The organism is Providencia sp. PROV080 (genome assembly GCF_033688105.1).
Classification (GTDB): Bacteria; Pseudomonadota; Gammaproteobacteria; order Enterobacterales; family Enterobacteriaceae; genus Providencia; species Providencia zhejiangensis.
Genome location: NZ_CP096346.1, coordinates 964054 through 983984, shown reverse-complemented (window position 1 = coordinate 983984; position 19931 = coordinate 964054). Strand labels below are relative to the sequence as shown.

Sequence of the window (19931 nt, the reverse complement as noted above, 5' to 3'; positions counted from 1 at the left end):
TAAATTAATCATGTATTAACTTAAACAAGATTTATTTATTCATCATTTTCAGCTATTAATTGAATAATATGCGTTGAAAGTTTACGGAGAGTTGAAAACTGTAATATATCAACTAAGCTAATATTGATATTAAGAGTGTTATTTATAGAGCGATGAAGTCTTGTTAGATCGATTGAGGTTAGCCCCAACTCAAAGAAATTATCATTAAAGTTAACATCATCTATAGATAGAATAGACTTTATTAAACTAGCCAAAGTATTGTCGATACTTCTCTCTTCATTAACTGAAGGACTAATGGCTACCTCTTCTAAACTAGATCTATTACTTATGCCAATTAAAAAATCTTTATTTTGATCTTTAATTGACATTAATACATTAATTCCCTCTGTTTTATCAACTAACTGTAGACCTATTTCATGTAAAAGGTCTCTATCTTGTCCTTTCCCCATTCCTATCCCTTCCCAAGCACTCCAACCAATCCATGACATAGAATAACCATTATTTCTTTTATCTTGGGCATACCCTAATAACTCGCTATTAGCAGCAATATAAGGTCCTAGCATTGGAGAACTTTTGAACACCGCCACTGAGCCAAAAAGTTTAAACTGTATATTTTTACAAGACGTGGGATACAAAATAGACATTGTTTTGCGTAGATTTTCTATTGCAAACACTTTAGGTATTCTTGCTTTATTAAGCTTTTCTACAGAAATCTCTTTTAAAAAAGAAGGTTCAAAAATACCGGCTAAGTGATATACATATTTAGGTGGCTTTTTATGTAAAAAAGATTTAAATGTTACTATTAAACTTTTCAAATCACTACAATCTGTTTTAATCCAAGTTAATTTATCTTTATTCTTAATTACGTACTCAGGTTCATCATTTCTGCCGATAAGGATTATATTCTTATACAGAGGCATTATCTCTTTTATAATTAACTGAGCAATAGCGCCACCTGCGCCTGTGATTACCACATAATCATCAGGTTCAGTATTTTTTATATTTGATATATTTTTGATATTCCCAATATTAATATCAGTTAACTTTTCTAACTGATATTGATGCCTTTGCTTATACCAACCAGAATCTAACTTTTTAGGAAAAATCAAATCTAATGAAGATTTTTTTTGTATTACAATATTATGTTTTAGTGAACTCTCAGACGATATACTCGTTAATAAACCGTAGATTAGCCCTGCCATTTGCTCGTTATCAGTAACACAACATAGAGTGATATCTTTTAGCGTATTTTCATTAATAATTAAATCAATAAATTCAAGTAAGTCACCTTCATTTTCACATATAGTTCTTCCAAATATAATACCGTTATAACTATTCGTTTCTAATGATTTTTGCAATTCACTCAAAGGTATATTCTTAATATTTTTATGTGTATCAATAGCATCACCTACCGATAACCATTTCATATTTTGTAGATTTTCTGTATGCTCAGTGACAACCCAATCTAAATTAATTAGATTTAGCCTATCAGAATTAGATTGAGTAATTGCTGTTAGCTCGCCATCGACATATTTTTGAGCCATTTTGGCTCTTTGAATCTTTCCACTTGTTGTTTTCAGAAAGAAACGCTTCTGAAGAGGTATAATTTTGTTGATATATAATCCTATACTCTTAAATAATAACTGTGAGATTTCAGTATTAATGACATCTACTGCCACTCGGCCATTAGGAACATAACAGACAACTATCTCTTCTTGATCATCTTTTTTTATGCTAAATGCTGCAATATAAGTACTTTCAATTCCTTTTATTTGCTCCAACTGTTCTTCAATCTCGTGGCAAAAATAATTTTTACCATTAGCTATTAACATTTCTTTTGTTCGCCCAACAAGATACAAATTACCGTTTGCAATAAAGCCATTATCACCGCTATCAAACCAACCATCTTCAGTAAATACAGAGTTGTTTAAATCTTTCTGCTTATAATAACCATTCGTCACATTTGGGCCTCTGATTTGGTAATGGCCTACCTGAAATTCCTCTAATACACTATTTGTATCATCAACAATTCTTATTTCTACACCCGGAATGACCTTTCCCAAAGATGTAAATAAGCTTGAGCCAGCCTGAATACTATGCTGCTCATTAAAATTGAGACAGTTAATTGATATTTCAGGATCATCTTCATGTCCATACGTAATACATGTACAACTTTCAGCCATCCCGAAGCTTGGAGTTAACACACCTGAATTTAATCCCAATGGCTTAAGCAATTGACTAAAACTTTTCAGTGTTAGCCCAGAAACCATTTCCCCCCCAGTGACTAGCTCCTTCAAACTAGAAAGATCAATAGATAAATTAGAATCAAAAGATTTATTCATCTCATTTATAACGAGCTTATATGCAAAATTCGGTGCCCAGCTATGAGTCACTTGATATTTTGATATCAATTCTAACCATAACAATGGTTTCTCTAGGATTAGTGGCGTTGAGATATGGATTTGATTGCTACCAACGCAAACGGCTCTCATATGATATAACCAAAGAGGACCGATATGATCCATTGGTAGCCAGTTTAATAAAATATTCTTCTCATTGTAGTCACGAGCATGGCTACTTAAAAATACGTATGAAGCTAACGCTTCATGACGTTGATTAATCGCTTTAGATTTTCCGGTGCTCCCAGACGTCAGTTGATAGAATGCTGTATCTTCAGGTAATGGTTCTATTAATTTAAAATCTTTATTCTGAGCAGATAACTGAATATTTAAAAATTTAATCTTCTTATGTCTTTGGCATAGCGTTGTCATTTCACTCACCAATTCACCATTAGTGACTATCGGCGAGTAATCAAATAGTCTACAAGCATCTATTAATTTATAGCAATTATCATCACTTTCAAAATCAAGTGGTTTAGCAACCGTGATAGGAATAACTCTAGCTAATATAGCTCCCCACAATAAGCAAAAATATTCATTATATTTTTCAGGTATTAAAATAATAACATCACCACTTTTAAGTCCTGAATTATTTAGTTTTTTAGCAAACTGAACACTTTTTTCATATAATTCATTGTACGATATAAAAGTCGTGCCGTAGTCATCAATAATAGTAATTCCGTTTTTTGAGTGATTTTTAGCCGTTAATTTGAGAAATTCCGGTAATGTTTTAGGAAAGCATTTAGGTATATCAATATCCCCTGTCTTTTGATATGCTGCATTTCTTTTATTTAATTTAATATCTATCAATTTTTCATTTTTAGAAATGCTATTCAGTAACATTAACAACATATCAATTAGCTTAACGACTTCATATTCTTTAAAAAATGAATCATTATATTCGACAAGAATATCTAAAGTGCGACTATCTATCTGAGCTGTTTGTAAAACCAATTCAAACTTAGCTTCACTTTCACCTAAATAAGCTTCAACATGAGTATCAACACCTTGTATATCTAAATCCCTATAATCTATATTTTGGTGAACACACATAACTTGCATTAAAGAAGATATTCCATCTCCCATTTTTCTTGTGCTTGCACTATTCACAATTTCATCAAAAGGTAGATCTTGATACTTTAATAAGTTTCTTCTTTCAGAGACTAAAGATAATAATATCTCATTAAATCCTAGATTCGGATCTATATCAATTTTAACTGGAATAGTATTAGCTAAAAAACCAAGAATATTTTCGCTTTCTGAATGTAGGTGTCGCCCAGCGGAAACCGTACCAATAAAATAATGATTAACGTTTTTCCAGACTGCCAGTACACAAGCAAAAGTCGTCAGTATAATATCATAAGGATCAATATTTAAATTTTTATAATTCGAATCTATTATTTCATTAATATTTAATGAACAACGTCTTCTAACTACTTTAGAGATATTACGGTCACTACTTATATCTTTATTAAAAATCTTGCCGCCTTTATCATTCTGAAGGTAATTTTTCCAGAATTTTTTTAAAGTTGATTTTCGACTATCCTCGCTAATCCTATTATTTAACCAATTAGCATAATCAACATGACGGTAAGGTAATGATTTTAAGATTTTTCCATTATATAACTCACTTAGCTCCTTAAATAAAATAGCGATAGACCATCCATCTGCTATAATATGGTGTATACAAATGACAATTGCACTTTTTTCCTGTTTAGTGTCTATTAACGTGACTCGCATTAATGGTGATTGTGATAAATCAAAAGGAATATGATGCTGTTCATACAGTTCATCTTTTATTGCCTGCTCAAAATCACGCTGTCCTACAACTTTATAAATAGGAAAAATATATCCAGAGTCATTAACGAAAACTTTAAATTCACTAATACCTTTATCATCAATAACTTCAATAAAACGACTTCTCAACGCATCGTGCCTATTAATTAGCTCATTTAATGAGAAAGTCAATTTTGATAAATCAACATGGCCTATCATAGTTAATGAAAAAGTCATATTATAGCTAATAGATTTAGGTTCTATACTTTGCAAGTAGAATAGCCTTTGCTGATTAAATGATAAGTCATATAGATTATTTTCAGAGTGAATCTTATCGATATTGACACTATCCTTTTCGCTTTCAGATATTAAGCTTGCTATCCCTTTTATTGTCGGAAAATCAAATATATCTGATAAATTTATATCTATACTGAATTTTGTTCTAACAATACTTAACAATCTACTTGCTAATAATGAATGACCGCCTAATCTAAAAAAGTTCTGATCTATACTTATTCTGCCATCAAATCCTAATAGCGCTTTCCATATCTGCTCTAATTCTTGTTCTATTAGAGTTTCAGGAATAATATCTTTTGCTGTTAACTCATTTTTGTAACGTGAATCTTGTAATATTGTGGTGCATGCTATTTTATCTATCTTGCCGCCTAGTAAAGTGGGAATTTTATTTATTGATACCATTAAACTAGGAATATGTGTTTTTGGTAGTTTTTTATTTAATTGAGCGTAAACATATTCTTTATCCCGTCCATCTGATAATTCCAGTAAAACAGCTAATATTTTTTCATCGTTAGAATCTGTTACTATTGAAGATAAACATTGCCTAACACCATCACATGATAATAGAACACTATCAATTTCTTTTAAATCAATCAAAATACCACGAACTTTCTTCCTATCATCTTTGCGGCCTATAACAACGAGTTCATTTTTACTATTCAAATATGCGTAATCCCCCGTTTTATACCATAACTCATCATTATTATAAAAAAAATTATCTCTTTGTTTAGCATTAGCTTTTAAGTATCCGTCACATAAAATACTGCCTGTTACCCACAATTCTCCAACTAACCCTTTAGCTATAGGCTTTTCTTTTTTATTAACAATCATAGCTTTACTATTAAAAACAAGCTTACCTGCCGGAATAATTTCATTTTTTTCATTCTCAATAACATTATAGCAGGTTAAATCGGCACTCATTTCTGAAGAACCGTATATATTAAAAACCTTAGCTTTAGGAATGTATTTTTTAATTTTATTTACAACATTTAAGCTAAGTACTTCACCACTAGAAATAAGTTTCCTTATTGCCATTATATAAATATTGTTTTCTTGCAGTACTCTATACATTTCCAAAATAACTGACGGCGTTAATGTAATATTATTAATGTTATTCTTAATGATATAAGCAATTAAATCTTCTGGGTGTCTTCTTATATCATCATTAGCAATATATAGAATTTTCCCCAAGACTAAAGGCAAAAAGAGTTCAGCATAAAAATCAACGAAACTAACCGATGTTTTCAATAAAAACTTATCATCATCATAAAATGGGTTAAGTTCATTAAACCAATATATTCTATTAAGCAAACCATAGCGTTTGTTTAATAATAATTTAGCGTTACCTGAAGAGCCTGATGTATGTATCATATATGTAACCAATGTTTCTTTAATATTAAAGGCTTCTTCTGAATTTCTATTACAACTTGAAAGCAACTCATTGATTAATAAGTAAGGTGTATCATTATTAATATCGTCTAATAACTCACTATTGGTAATAATAAATTTACACTCAGATTCATCTAATATACTTTCAATTCTCTCCGACGATTCATTAATATCTAATAAAAATATAATACCACCACATTTTAATATCGATAAACAACTGATGACTAAATCTATCCCATAAGGTAAAAGTACACCAATGATAGGAGAAGGCGTAGATTTCAATTCATTTAAACCTCTCGCAATACAATTACTTTTCTCCTCAAGGTAAGCGTAACTATACTCGATATCACCATCAACAATAGCTATCTTGTTGGGGCTTTTACTTGCATTATCTCTAATTAACTGAGTTAATGGATAGTTATTAAATTCATAGGCAGCACTATGTAATTCAGAATATTCATATGAGCTAGGAAAAAGTGCTAACTCATTTAAAGTAGTGTCACTGTGTTGCTCTATAAAATTAATTAAAATATGATTTATACTGTCTAAGAGTATTTTTGCAAATCGTTTATTAACTTTATTAACCTGTATATTTAATTCACACTGAAAGCCTCCAGATTTTAAGTTGGGCCTTACCCAAAACTCGATATCTGTTCTATTCGTTTCAAGCTCTTCAAGTTGATGGTTACAAGACTCAATTGATAAGTATTCATTTTCATATTTACCTTCAAAAATAGAATTATTATAAATAAAAGTAAACTCAAATAGTGAGTGTTCACCTTTTTTTCTGTCAGGATTCATTTTTTTCACTATTGATTCAAATGGAATATGTTGTCTGATAAAGTCCTGTGTTATTTGTTCATGAGTTGCTATTAACGCATTAGAGATAGTGTGTTCTTCATTATAATCAAATCTTAATAATAAAGGATTTACAAAGTTACCAATGACACTGTTAAATTCAGCTAAATGACGATTGGAAACATAGGTACCAAAAGCGATATCACCTGTTGTTTTAAATTCATTTAAAACAATCTGCAATGCGACTACAAATACTGTATATAATGTTGTGTTATGCTTTCTAGCTAACACGTTTAATTCACTCACTTGCTCAGCCGTTAAGTCAAAAAATAGTGATGAATTATCTTTTTCAGTTGATGATGTTATATATTTATATGGTAACTCCATTGGCCTAAAGCTATCTAGTCTTAACTGCCAGTAAGTTAATCCATCCTCTAAGTAAGATTGATATTCATCACTATTTTCCCAGGTAACATAGTCTAAATAATCTAACTTTAGATCTTCTAATTGATTTCCTTGATAAACCTCAATTAATTCTTTTAATAAAATATCATATGAAACACCATCAAATATCATATGATGGCTTGTTATAAACATATAATAAAGTTCTTCAGAATACTTCATTATTGACACAAAAAATAGAGGAGCAGACTTTATGTCTATGACTTTATTTTGCTCTTTGATTTTTATTTCACTGAACTTTTCTTCTTTTTCATTATTACTAAGTTCGGAAACATCAATAACGCTTATTTTTATCTCATTCTCTTTCAGTACGATACCTGGATAGCCATTAGTATCGCTAATAGATGAGTTTATTACTCTATGCCTTTTAATTATTTCTTTAAAGCTATAGTTCAATCTAGTGATGTCTACTCTTCCTAAAACTCTAAACACTAATGGAATATTAAAATGTTTATTTTCTTTCTCTGAATCTAATTCCATTTGGTACCAAATACCTCTTTGTGATGAGCTTAATGGTATTACAGAATCTTTATTGAATATTTGCTTATGACATTCGGGTATAATTGTTTTTATCTGTGAATCTATATAATTAGCCATTTCATGCAATAATGGATACTGTAATAACTCACTAATTCCAACATCAACACCAAATCTCTCTTTTATGAGAATGCTTAATCTGATGAGTGAAATTGAATCACCACCGCTGGCAAAAAAGTTGTTTTCTCTATCATTATTCGCTACCTCTAATTCTTCCCACAATTCTGATATTATTTTTTCTGTTTTAGTATATAAGTATGACATCCGTTTATCCCCTTTATGGAGTAACACAATTTGATGAGTTAATATTTATTTAATCCACACAGTAGTACTATCAGGATTTACAAGTAGCTTTTGGATATTTAATACATAGGTAGCTAATAATTTTTTTGCTTCATGGGAGGTTGATTTTGTTTTATCGTAATTTAACATTACAGTAAGTTCATTGCTTTTACCCTGCCAACACGACATTTCATAAATTAATCTTACTTCATTACTCACGATATTTATTTTTTCCATTTTAGCATCACCAAAAAACAGTTCGTCACTATAATTTGGTTGCATGATAAAGCATGCTTGACAGAAATCATTGAATCCATTTCTTCTTCCTATCCCCCCTAATGTTTTTATAATCTTAGAAAGTGATGGCATTGGATACTTAATGACATCTGAATAGTCTTCTTGTACTTTTTTAACCATATCATTAAGGGATATTCTTGAGACTCCACTCACTTTAAATATAGGATTATGTATAAAAAGTCCTAACATAGACTCTGTATCCGGATGGTCCCTTCCCGAATCAGAAATGCCTACAAAGAAATTTTCTTTTTGGTATATGCTAGCAAGAGTTAATTGAAAGATACTAAATAACACAATAAATGGAGTCGTATTTTTCTGGTGGCAAAACTTATTTAATAACTCAGAAATATCTTTGGGTATTGTTGATTCCTCTATCATTGACTCAGGTTTATCCTGATTGTTCACCTCAATTAAGTGCACACCATCCTTAATGACACCTTCCCAATATTTAATATTTTCATTCTCTTCTTTTAATAGCTTATTTTTCTTCCAATAAACGTAATCAACATAATTTATATCAAGCTTTATCACTTTGTTAATATTATTGTAGACATTTTCAAGTTGATTAAAAAACAGTTTTACAGACCATCCATCAAAAATAATATGATGGAAATTAAAAAGATAAATTTGTTTTCCATTAGATAAAGGAATCAGGTGTACTCGCCAAGCATATTCATTAAACAAATCGAATTCACTATTTTCAATTTCTCGAATTTTACTTATTAAAGATGATTCATCAATAACCTTCTCATAATAAATTGGTAAAGGTTTGTTTTTATCAACATATTGGCTCAATCCCTTAGACGTTAGAGAAAAGAGTAGTGAAAGCGCAATATGATGACTTCTTAAGTATTCTAACGCATTTTTAAGTTTATTTTCTTCTAGTTTTTTATTAGATTTTAACCCAAAAACAATTCTGAACTTGATTTTTCCCGATGACAATTTTTCTGCCAACCATATGTCTTCTTGGTTGGGAAGTAATGGATATTCACTTAAATCTATATGTGCTATTTTATTTTTATCATTCGTTTTGCTTTGCAATTCTTTGATTAAATGAATTTGTTCATCTATTTTTAGGTTCATTAATAATTTAGCGAAAGGTATTTGGACAGAGAAGTGATTAAATATTTCTGTTGAAAGACTTATTAATAATAACGAATCTCCACCAAGTGAAAAGAAACTATCATTTTTATTTTCTATTTTTTTATTTAACAATCCTTCCCAAATCTCACAGAGCATGACTTCTTGTTTTGTTTTCATGCTTTCATCTTTATTTTTTAACTTCCCCTTCGCTGACTTTAAATAATCTTCGGTGATGAGAGTTAACTTTTGATAATCTACTTTTTGATTCTTAGTTAACGGCAACTCATACAACTGAATCCATAATGAAGGTAACATACTTACTGGCAATACTTCTTTGCTACGTTGATATAGTTCATTATCATTGATTTTCGGGATATTAGGACGCAATACTAATGCCGCCGTCAAACTTCCTTTATATAAATAGACAATAGCTCGGCTAACTTCGATAAACTCTTCTAGTTTTTTCTGTACTTCACCACATTCAACTCTGACTCCTTTTATTTTTACCTGCCCATCCTTTCTTCCTATAAATTCTATTCTGCCATCAGGATGATATAGCCCGAGGTCACCGGTATTGTATAGTCGTTCTTTCGTTATTGGGTGAATAATAAACTTTTCTGCTGTACGTTTGGGATCATTCATGTAGCCTTGTGCCAATGACACTCCTCCACAATACATTTCACCGATAACCCAATCAGGAACTTCTATCAATTGCTCATTTAATATATAATATGAGCAGTTTTGAATTGGATATCCGTATGGTACACTTAACCAGCTCTCTTCATCTTTAATTCTGTTTGTGATATTCCACATAGTTGTTTCTGTAGGACCACCTACACTATATGCAACAACATTAGTTGAGCAATATTTCTCTATTCTTTTTAGAATGTTAGTCGGTATCCAATCCCCTCCCATTATAATATTTTTTATGCTATCTAATGTATATCCTTTAAATTCACACCAGGTAAATAGCATATCAATAATCGCGGGAACGGAAACAATATAGTTAACGTTATATTTTTTTATAATATTAGACCACTCTTCAGGGTCTTTTCTTTTATTTTCTTTAGGTAGTATTAGTACACCTTTTTGTATAAAAGTTGCCAATGTATCAAATACTGACATATCGTGATGTAATGCTGATACCCCTAATACGATCGGCCTTTCAGAAAAATTTATTAGTTTTTTTATAGAGTAATCAATAGCATTATTAACGCCTTTATTATTTACCATTACCCCTTTGGGCACACCTGTAGTACCAGATGTATACATGATATAAATAAGATCTTCTTCTGATACAGAATAGCCCGGTAGTGTTTCTGCCAATGGCATATACTCACTTTCAATAACCATTTTATTTTTTTCGATATTGAAAGTTTTTATATTTATACTCTGACTTATTAAGTTTTCTGTTTCATTATTTATAATAATGAGGTCTGGTTTTGCATCTTCTAAGATATCAAAAACTCGACTTTTAGGCTGCTCAAGATCTAATGGTAGATATGTACACCCTGAAGCTAATATTCCCCAAACACAAATTATCTGCTCGCAACTTTTTGGTAATAATATTGCAATTATCTTTTTACTATTTTTGTTCTTATTAATCAGTTTACTTAAATGTCCACCTAATACACATACTTGTTTGTACATTTCTTGGTAGGTGATTTTTTTTGTTTCACAAATAAGTGCATCCTCATCTTGACATGATGAGCTTTCCATCATTTCTGAAAATTGTCTAAAAATAGAATTACTTGAATAGCCTACTCTATTATTATTTATTTCATATCTTTTTTCTTTTTGTTTAATCGGGAGACCGACAACATTTTCTTTATGGATATATTCTTCATAAGTATCACTAATAATAGCAGTGACTAGATTAATAAATATTTCGAACATGCTCTCTATGCAATTATCGGCATAATGATTTTTATCGTAATCCCATTTAATGGTCAATGCACCTTGATAAAACTCATGCCGACAGTCTAACTTTACATTTGGTGTATGTGATATATCATATTTTAAATCACCAAATAACTTGTATTTAATATCATCTCTTAATTTATCTAGCCCATGACTCAATGTAAATACGACGGGATATATGTTGATAGATGACTGATTATTTCTTTGTGATATATGTCTTAATATTTTATTACTCGACACTTGGGAAAAATTTAAGTCATCAATATACTGTTTATGTATATAATTAACTCTATCTTTAAAGGTTGTTCCTGTAGGAAGGTCTAGATTTAATATTAGATATGATGAGAACTCTCCAGCTATATCATTTATTTCTTTATTATAAAATGGCCGTGAAAATGTGGGTATATTTATACAAAATTTATTTGAGTCATTCCAATAATTAATGACTTCACAAAAAATACTTAGTAACAAAATGTCTATATTGGTATTAAGCTCGCGTGCTCTTTTTTTTAGAACATCGACATCTTTATTACTAAGTTTTTTTTCTAATTGTGAAAAGTTATTAATTTGACCTTTATTATTTTGAATGGATTTGATAGGTAAGTTAGGAGGGGAACTTGTGTGACCTAGGCGGCTATACCAGTAATCTAAAATCTCGTTATCAACAACACCTTCTTTTTTAGAATAAAAGTCTTGTAGATAACTTTTATAGTTATAGCTAATATTAGCCATGTTCTCTTCTGAAAAATAAAACCTAGCCAAATCTGAAAGTATAATATTTACACTGTAAGCATCTATAGCCCACATATTTAAATGCAGTATGAATTTTGTGAACTCATCATCCTCAATTAAATAAATATTATACTGTGGGCCTTCACAACAATTAAATTTCTTATGTGAAACTTCATTTCTTAATGATATATAATAATTTATTTTCTCATCCTTTTTTAAATCTCTAATATCAATATAGTGAATTTCTTTAGGGTATTTTATTATTGTTTGCTGTCCATTATTTAGTGCTACAGCACTAAGCATGTCATGCCTTTCTAACACCTTGTCCCATGACTGCTTAAATTTTTCTAAATTCAATTCTGTTAGATTATACTCACAATAGTATTGGATTCTTGAATTATTCGTTTGTGTATAATCAGTTATACTCATCCAATATGCTGTTTGCATATCAGACATAGGAAAGGTATCCCTAGAATCTGAACGGTAATCCATCTATATTAACCTTATAGAGTTGACAGTAGTGTGTGATTTATGAAAATAAGAATTTATTTTATGGTGTGATTTTAAATCACACCATTTTTCTTAATGAGTTAGAATTTTAGTTCAGCCGTAATACCTACGACTCGCGGCTGTTGATATGTTGTATATCCACCTGTAATAACTTTCACTTTTTTATCTGAATCAAAAGTATTATCAGCGTAAAGTGCTACTCTTCCATATTTAAAATTATAAGCTAAATATACATTAGCTTGTGAATAGGCATTAATTTTTGACTCTTTACTATTTGATACAGAGGAATAATAATCGCCTGTGTAATTTACGTTAGCCCCCACCTCAAATCCCCTTGGTAGTTCATAACTCCCCCCTACATTTAATGTATAACTTGGTGAGCGACTTAATTTATTATTTTCATAACTTTCATTTTCTTTATATTCTTTGATCTTAGTTTTGAGTAACCCAAGACCTGCGTATAAATTTAGTTCATCGGTAGCTAACCAATTAACATTTAGTTCTGCTCCATATGTTATCGCTTTATTCGCATTATCAACGACCGTATTGCCTGAAATATTATAGTATGGCACTTGTAAGTCTTTATAATCATTATAGAATATATTGGTATTGACACTAAGGCGCTTATCGTCAGAGATCCATCTATGGTAGAGCTCGTAGTTCCATACATATTCAGCATCATATTCATATGTTGCAAATGGAGGTTGAAATGAAATGCCGGCTCCCCCAGGATTATATCCCCTTGCAACCTTAGCCCCGACACGTTGATCATTACTGATTAAATATGCAACATCAAATTTTGGTAAGAAGATATTTTCTTTATCTTTGTAGTTCACGGCAAAAAGACTTCCCCCAGTTCGTGAGTGTTCTTCTTGCTCATAACGTGTAGATATGTTTACTTCAATATTTTGTACTGGCTCAAATGTTAGCTCACCATAAACTGCCTTTGTCGTCGTCTTATCTTTATATGAATTTGGAACCACGAGTAATACTCGCTCATCCTGAGGCGCATTAAAATAAAATAGCCCAAGCAGCCCTCTATAGCTTCCATTATCAAATTTTAATATCGGCTCAATTTGTGTTTCATGGCCTTCAACCCTTGCAGGTCCCCCTGTGGGTAGTGAATAACGGTCCTGAATATAATTTGTATAAATTGCTTTATTTTCAAATTTCCAGTTATCGTTTATTTGGTATCCCATATCCCAAATGTTTGTAGCCGATCTAATTTGGAATACAGCACGGTATGTATCCGCTACCGTATTAGATTTAAATTCGCCTTGCGGTGCCCGAGAGTCAATATGGGAAAAAGTGTAAGAAGTGTAGAAATCAGGTAATGCTGAAGGTAACCATACCAATTTAGCTCGAGTCGTTGTCGCTTCGAATTTACTCGAATCACCAGCAGGATAGTAATCAGCCAATTTTTCATATGATTTTCTCTCTTGCCTATCAACACTTAGACGGAATAATAACTCTTCATCAACAACAGGCCCAGAGACCATGGCAGCATATTGTCGACGATGCTGATTTCCATAATCTACTTTTACCGCACTTTCATATTCATTTATCGGATCTTTACTTTGCATCACTATTGCACCTGCAATAGCTGTACTGGTCAAGTCCAAGTGGACACTTTTAATTGATAATTTTCATACTCAACAGGGCTCACATCCCCGTTAGCTGTATGAAGCCTTTTTACGTTATAATACTTCATGTAAGCCGTAACATCCGCAACCATTTCTTCGTAAGTTGCGTGATGGACTTTTAATATCCAGTCATGCTTTAAGCTTCCAAAGAAGCGTTCAACTACTGCATTATCCCAGCAAGCGCCTGTGTCGCCCATTGATTGCTTTATACCCATTCTGACTAAGGCTTTCCTTAGCTTTTTACTGGTGTATTGCGAACCGCGGTCGCTATGGAAGATAACTCCCTTAGGGTGCTTTCTTAGCCAATAAGCTTGTTGCAATGACTTTAAAACTAAGTCTGTCGTCATGCGTTTACTGATCGACCAGCCAACAATACGCCGCGAATAAAGATCCATGACCACGCTTAAATACATCCAGCCCTGTGCCGTTTTTAAGTAGGTAATATCACCCGCCCATACTTGGTTGGGCCGTTCTGGGTTAAAGTCCATACTGACTAAATTCGGCGCAGCCAAATGACGTTTATCGCGCTGTGTTGTTACCTTGTAAGCTACGCGCTGCCTAACGACAAGGTTAAGCCTTTGCATGATGGAACGCGTTTTATAACGACCAATAGCGAAGCCATGCTGATTCAGTTTTTTCATTAATTCACGGCTACCCAAGCTTTCACGGCTGTCTTTAAAAAGTTGCTTAGCTGTGCGATACAACATCAGTGTATCCTCAGTAATGAGCTGTGCTGGGCGTTTATCCCATGCATAGTAGCCTGAACGACTAAGCCCAAGCGTCTTACAACTTAAGCCTACTGGGTAGCCTTCTTGCCGTGCTTGGTGAATAAACTTAAAGTTTATTTCATTTCCTTGGCGAAGAAGGCCGAAGCCTTTTTTAATATTTCTTTCTCCATGCGCAAACGCTTGTTTTCAGCGCGTAGTTTGCGTAGCTCAGCACGCTCATCATCAGATAGAGCAACACCGCTGGCTTGGTCTTCAAAATGCTTTTTCCAAGCATAAATTTGGTTGGGATTAACACCTACGGCCTGAGCCGCTTCAACCACGCTGTAACCTTGCTCCGTCACCAAGGCAACAGCTTCTTGTTTGAATTCTTTGGTGTAGCTATTATATTTACGTTTCTGATTCATAATCACTCCAAGTCAGACAACTTCTAGTGTCTCAAATTGAAGTGTCTATTTGAATTAGACCAGAACACATTTCTTTTAGCATGCTTGTAAACTTATGTCAAATTAGCAATAAGTGCGTATTATCTTTAAGCATCATCATTACAACTTGTTGATTTATAATTTTAATTTAGATTGAAGGTTTGACGAGGATTTGTTTAGGAATTATCTTAGAGTGAAAAAAATCAGATCTAGATCTGATAAAATAAAAGTGGTGTAGATAAGAACATAAAATATACTTTATGTTTGTGTGGGATTTCTTAAGCGTTAATTTTAAATGTTTATCTATTCTTAGGCAGGAAAATTTTCGTTAAAGAAACAGTTTATCAACAAAAATAATAAACCTTATTAATTACAGCTATTAGGTTATCATAGGCTCGAATTATCTCTTTCATTTATCTTTTTATTACTCTAGCTACTCTACCATTTTGATATTATTCGATGTAAAAACATGATTATCGATAACTCTATATTGAATATTTATTTTATCTCCCACATTCCATCTCTTAGCAAGCTTTTTTGTTAAAACAAATTTCAAATTATCATGGGTCAATTCAATCAACATTGCTGTATTAAAATCAAAAACCTCCCTAACGTCTTTATAAAGAGATTTAAATATTGACTCTTTTGCAGAAAAAATTAATGTAACAAATAATTCCTTTGAAAATTTTATTTTTCTATAGATATCGAATTCATGAGCGACCAAAACTTGATGCTCAATTTCTTTACATAAATCAGAACTTATAACTTTCTCACAATCAATACCAATATTGGTATGTGTAGACTCACTCGCTATACAGGCAGCTGCTATCGATTCTGTATGGGTAATTGAACCAATGATCCCATTTGGCCAACAAGGACTTCTATCAGGATTGCTGATAATTTCGTAATGCTCTTCCGTTTTATACTGCTTTAATGCCATTTTTGCACAGATCCGCCCTGCTAAATACTCACACCTGCGTTTAGGAACCATATTATTGAAGGCTAATGGAAATGCGACTTGATGAAAAGTAAAATCTGTTTCATCAATGTCGGTTATCTCGAAACTTATCTGCCTACAGTACACATGCTCATTTGGCAAAAGGAAATCAGAGGGCAATAATGAATACTTGAAGTGACTTGATAGTAAATGCATCTAATTTTCCAACTTAGACAAATATAAATGAGCACTTAAAATAACGCGACACGCGGATGATGGCAACGACCTTATTTTTAGCTATTTTTAACCAAAATATACTCATTCGCCTTTGAATACACTCGCAAAAAGATGCACTATTCATCTGTGCTTTTCATGAATATCATATATCGAGTCTAAAAGATTGTTCGTTAGTTAATAAACTAAACGTTATGATTATACTTACCTGAAAAGCAATTCTCTTTTTCACCTTTAATAGCCGATGGACAAAATATATGAAATCTTGGCCCTATCCTAAAATTGTCGCTCACCGTGGTGGTGGTATGCTAGCACCAGAGAATACCCTTGCAGCTATTGATGTTGGTGCTAGTTTCGGTCATACAATGATTGAATTTGATGCAAAACTATCTCAAGACAAACAAATATTTTTACTCCATGATGATACGCTTGAACGTACAAGCAATGGCCAAGGTATCGCGGGTGAATTAGATTGGGAACAACTGTCAAAAATTGATGCAGGAAGTTGGTTTGGTCAAATATTTGCAGGTGAGCCATTACCATTACTCTCTCAGGTTGCAGCACGTTGCCAGCAATATGGAATGATGGCAAATATCGAAATAAAACCAACCGAAAATTTAGAATCAGAAACAGGAAGAGTTGTTGCACTAGCCGCACGTCAATTATGGCAAAAACAAACAGCGCCTTTACTTTCCTCTTTTTCCATTGAAGCATTAGAAGCCGCTCAGCAAGCAGCACCTGAACTACCAAGAGGATTGTTATTAGATGAATGGCGAGAAGATTGGCAAGCGCTAATAACACACCTTGATTGTCTATCAATCCATTTAAATCACGAATTACTCGATGAAAAACGCATTAAGCAACTAAAAGACTTTGGATTATATATTTTAGTATATACGGTTAACTCTCCTGTTCGTGCCTCTCAGCTTTTAGCATGGGGTGTCGATGCTATCTGTACAGACGCGATTGATATCATTACTCCCAATTTTGGCGCCTAGTTATCGAACAAATGAAAGTGAGTGAGTATGAACGCCATGTATTATTTGTTTTAATATATGGCGATCTCCAAACTAACTTTCCCATAAATTGCAATGTTTGGGTGAGTTTAATATTAATCACAATTGCCTATTGGATAATATTTATCAAAAGCAACAATGTATTTATGGCTTTTCTTTTTTAATCTTGCGTCCCGATACGCCTGTTGGGGTAACAAGTAGAGTACATAAGGAATATCATCTTCATTAGATTCACAATTATCATGTAAAATGACTCTAAAATAGGTATTACCCGTATTTTTTAACACACCTTCATTTTGCCTAAAGTCATATTTGAAATTAGGATTTTTAGGCCTTACTACTAGATAGGTTTCTAAGCTTATCGTTGGATAGAATAATGGCTGCTTTTTTTGTGCCCCAGAATTTTTTACTTCAAATGGCGTTTCACTGATAATAATTTTGTAATAACGTTCTTGGTCATCTTCTTTTCCACGATAAAATATTTTAAAAAACTCCCGTTCTCCCGGTAGTAAAATTTTCTTTAAGGGTGTAAAAATAATCTCTCCATTACTGATTTCTTCTCCAACTTCATCGTTCCCTGGTTTATCAATCTTATATGCACTAAAGCTGTATAAGTTAGTTGTTTTTGTATCATTAACATATGACTTCGACAAAAACGTCTCACCTGATTCTATAGAGGAAATATCAGCATCAATGTATAGCCCATAAGCCTGCTTATAGAATAAGAGTAACGCCATAAAAAATAGGCTGCCCAGTAAAGAATGACCATTGTTTTTAAGCATATCATTGACCACACTAAATTAAAGTCAGTGTATTTATTCAAACATAAGAGATAACACGATTCTCGAACAGTACTATTGAATATCTGGACCTGTCCAAATGGCTTTCACGACTACCGTTCCGCTAGCAGACACTGTTCCGAGCCAATCAATACCATCTAATGTAAAAAATGAGTTGGAATCATTCATGGGAAACGATAGATCTAAGTGAGTTCTATAAAAAGAGCCTAAATCTTGATTAGGTTTATCCCATGGCGTTTCTTCCCAAAATGCATTTTTCAGTGATATTTCATTACTATCGCAATTTGCTCGATAAGAAGACTGTGAGCCATTTTCATTTTTAAATGATAAATAAGCAGAAAAAGGCACTTTGAATTTGTCATCATCCGAAGAGAAAAGGCAATATGTCCGTCCTTTTAAGGTTATCGTTGGACCATCGACTTTTGCTGTAATTGAATCCGCCTGTCTTGGGCCACTTGTCGTCACAATGTAATTAAATTCAATAGGAGGTTCATCATTTCCAACCTTTCCTGTTTTAGACTGCTTCGGGTTAAAATCTGTTGGTATAATGCTAATTCCATAATCTCTAGGTTTAATAATTAGCATATTGGAAGGTGTAAATTCATAATAGCCTGATTCAGGTACCGCAGTATTTGTAAATGAAAAGGTAAAAAACTCTTGGCTATTAGTAAAATCAATACCTCTAGATATTAGTAATTTCAAAAAAGTGTTCGATAAAAAAATAGATACATGCTTATTACTATTTTGAAAATAATAGTTTGCTTGATATGTTGTATTATAATTATACCATCGATTTGTCCCATCATCAGGGCCTATCAGAATACTGTTTGCGGCTGGTGTAAACGGTATTAGTGTTGAATTTATTTTTAAACTCAGACGAATATTATTAAATATATCGCCTTTTGTTTCATGATCTATAACTTGGCAGATAATCCCATTTTGATTACCAATAATACCTATACGGCAAAATTGAGAACCAAGACCAATGCTTGGGTTACCATTACTATCAATAAAAATTTCTTGTAACGCCCCCGTTGACGTTAATTTGATATGACCTGATTTCGTAATATTAAATTCATGAGAAGCAATAATGTTCCCCCCAACACTTCGACAAGACTCCCCCTTACTTGGATCGTAATCTGTCGTGGTCATACAAGCTCGATAACTGTATGTCTCTGCTGAACCAACAGGTAATGTGAGAAAATATTGATATGCAGAATCACTGAATATGCCTCGAGCATAATTGGACTGGCCATTCGTATTACTCTGTACGATTTTATACGCGCCATCTTTACCAAGATACTGAGCTGGCCAATACCCGCTATTATCATTGCAATAACCCCGCATACATCGGTTTCCCGTAAAAGGTCTATCTATTTGCGAGTTTTCTAACCAAATATCAATATTACGATTCGCGACAATTCCAGTATTCACATATCCCATATACCCTAAACTTCGCTGTGAATCACCAGAATATCGAGTATATTTATTCGATCCCGAGAAACGCGGGTCTGTTGTTCTTGGGGTAATAAAAAATTCATTGTCAACGTTGTTTTCTATAAAAACATAGCTATTAGACACATTCGCCCCAATAGCAGTCACACTTGTTAAACCATTTAATATGGAGCAAATGAAAAATATAAAAAGTATATTTTTATTCATTTAAAAT

The 19931-nt window shown here is 32.5% G+C and carries 8 protein-coding genes; 1 reads left to right on the top strand and 7 read right to left on the bottom strand.

Annotated features, from left to right (window positions below; all coding sequences use genetic code 11):
• Positions 1 to 35: 35 nt before the first annotated feature.
• From M1F03_RS04185 to M1F03_RS04165, 5 genes are all read right to left on the bottom strand, one after another.
• Positions 36 to 7922, bottom strand: a complete 7887-nt coding sequence (locus tag M1F03_RS04185) for a condensation domain-containing protein (RefSeq protein WP_318840087.1) — start codon at positions 7920 to 7922, stop codon at positions 36 to 38.
• A gap of 45 nt (positions 7923 to 7967) precedes the next feature.
• Positions 7968 to 12464, bottom strand: coding sequence for an amino acid adenylation domain-containing protein (locus tag M1F03_RS04180; RefSeq protein WP_251465164.1), 4497 nt, complete (start codon positions 12462 to 12464; stop codon positions 7968 to 7970).
• 98 nt (positions 12465 to 12562) lie between these two features.
• The gene (locus tag M1F03_RS04175) at positions 12563 to 14065 is read right to left on the bottom strand and encodes a TonB-dependent receptor (protein WP_318840086.1); all 1503 of its coding nucleotides are present in this window, start codon (positions 14063 to 14065) and stop codon (positions 12563 to 12565) included.
• Positions 14066 to 14094: 29 nt separating this feature from the next.
• Positions 14095 to 15257 (bottom strand): IS3 family transposase gene (locus M1F03_RS04170; RefSeq protein WP_130574490.1). Its coding sequence is split into 2 segments (ribosomal slippage): positions 14095 to 14993 and positions 14993 to 15257, totalling 1164 coding nucleotides; the frame shifts between segments, so codons are not numbered across the junction.
• Between the two features lie 451 nt (positions 15258 to 15708).
• Positions 15709 to 16428, bottom strand: a complete 720-nt coding sequence (locus tag M1F03_RS04165; protein WP_318840085.1) for a 4'-phosphopantetheinyl transferase family protein — start codon at positions 16426 to 16428, stop codon at positions 15709 to 15711.
• 275 nt (positions 16429 to 16703) lie between these two features.
• Between M1F03_RS04165 and ugpQ the strand changes: the two genes are divergently transcribed.
• Positions 16704 to 17444: a glycerophosphodiester phosphodiesterase gene (ugpQ, locus tag M1F03_RS04160; RefSeq protein WP_154623297.1), complete on the top strand. Its 741-nt coding sequence runs from the start codon at positions 16704 to 16706 to the stop codon at positions 17442 to 17444.
• Between the two features lie 113 nt (positions 17445 to 17557).
• Here the strand turns inward: ugpQ and M1F03_RS04155 are convergent, their stop codons facing one another.
• Both M1F03_RS04155 and M1F03_RS04150 read right to left on the bottom strand, forming a co-directional pair.
• A complete protein-coding gene (locus M1F03_RS04155; RefSeq protein ID WP_195848161.1) occupies positions 17558 to 18244 on the bottom strand; it encodes a fimbrial protein in 687 nt (228 codons plus the stop codon).
• Positions 18245 to 18316: 72 nt separating this feature from the next.
• Positions 18317 to 19924, bottom strand: coding sequence for a fimbrial protein (locus tag M1F03_RS04150; protein ID WP_230085829.1), 1608 nt, complete (start codon positions 19922 to 19924; stop codon positions 18317 to 18319).
• Between the last annotated feature and the right edge of the window lie 7 nt (positions 19925 to 19931).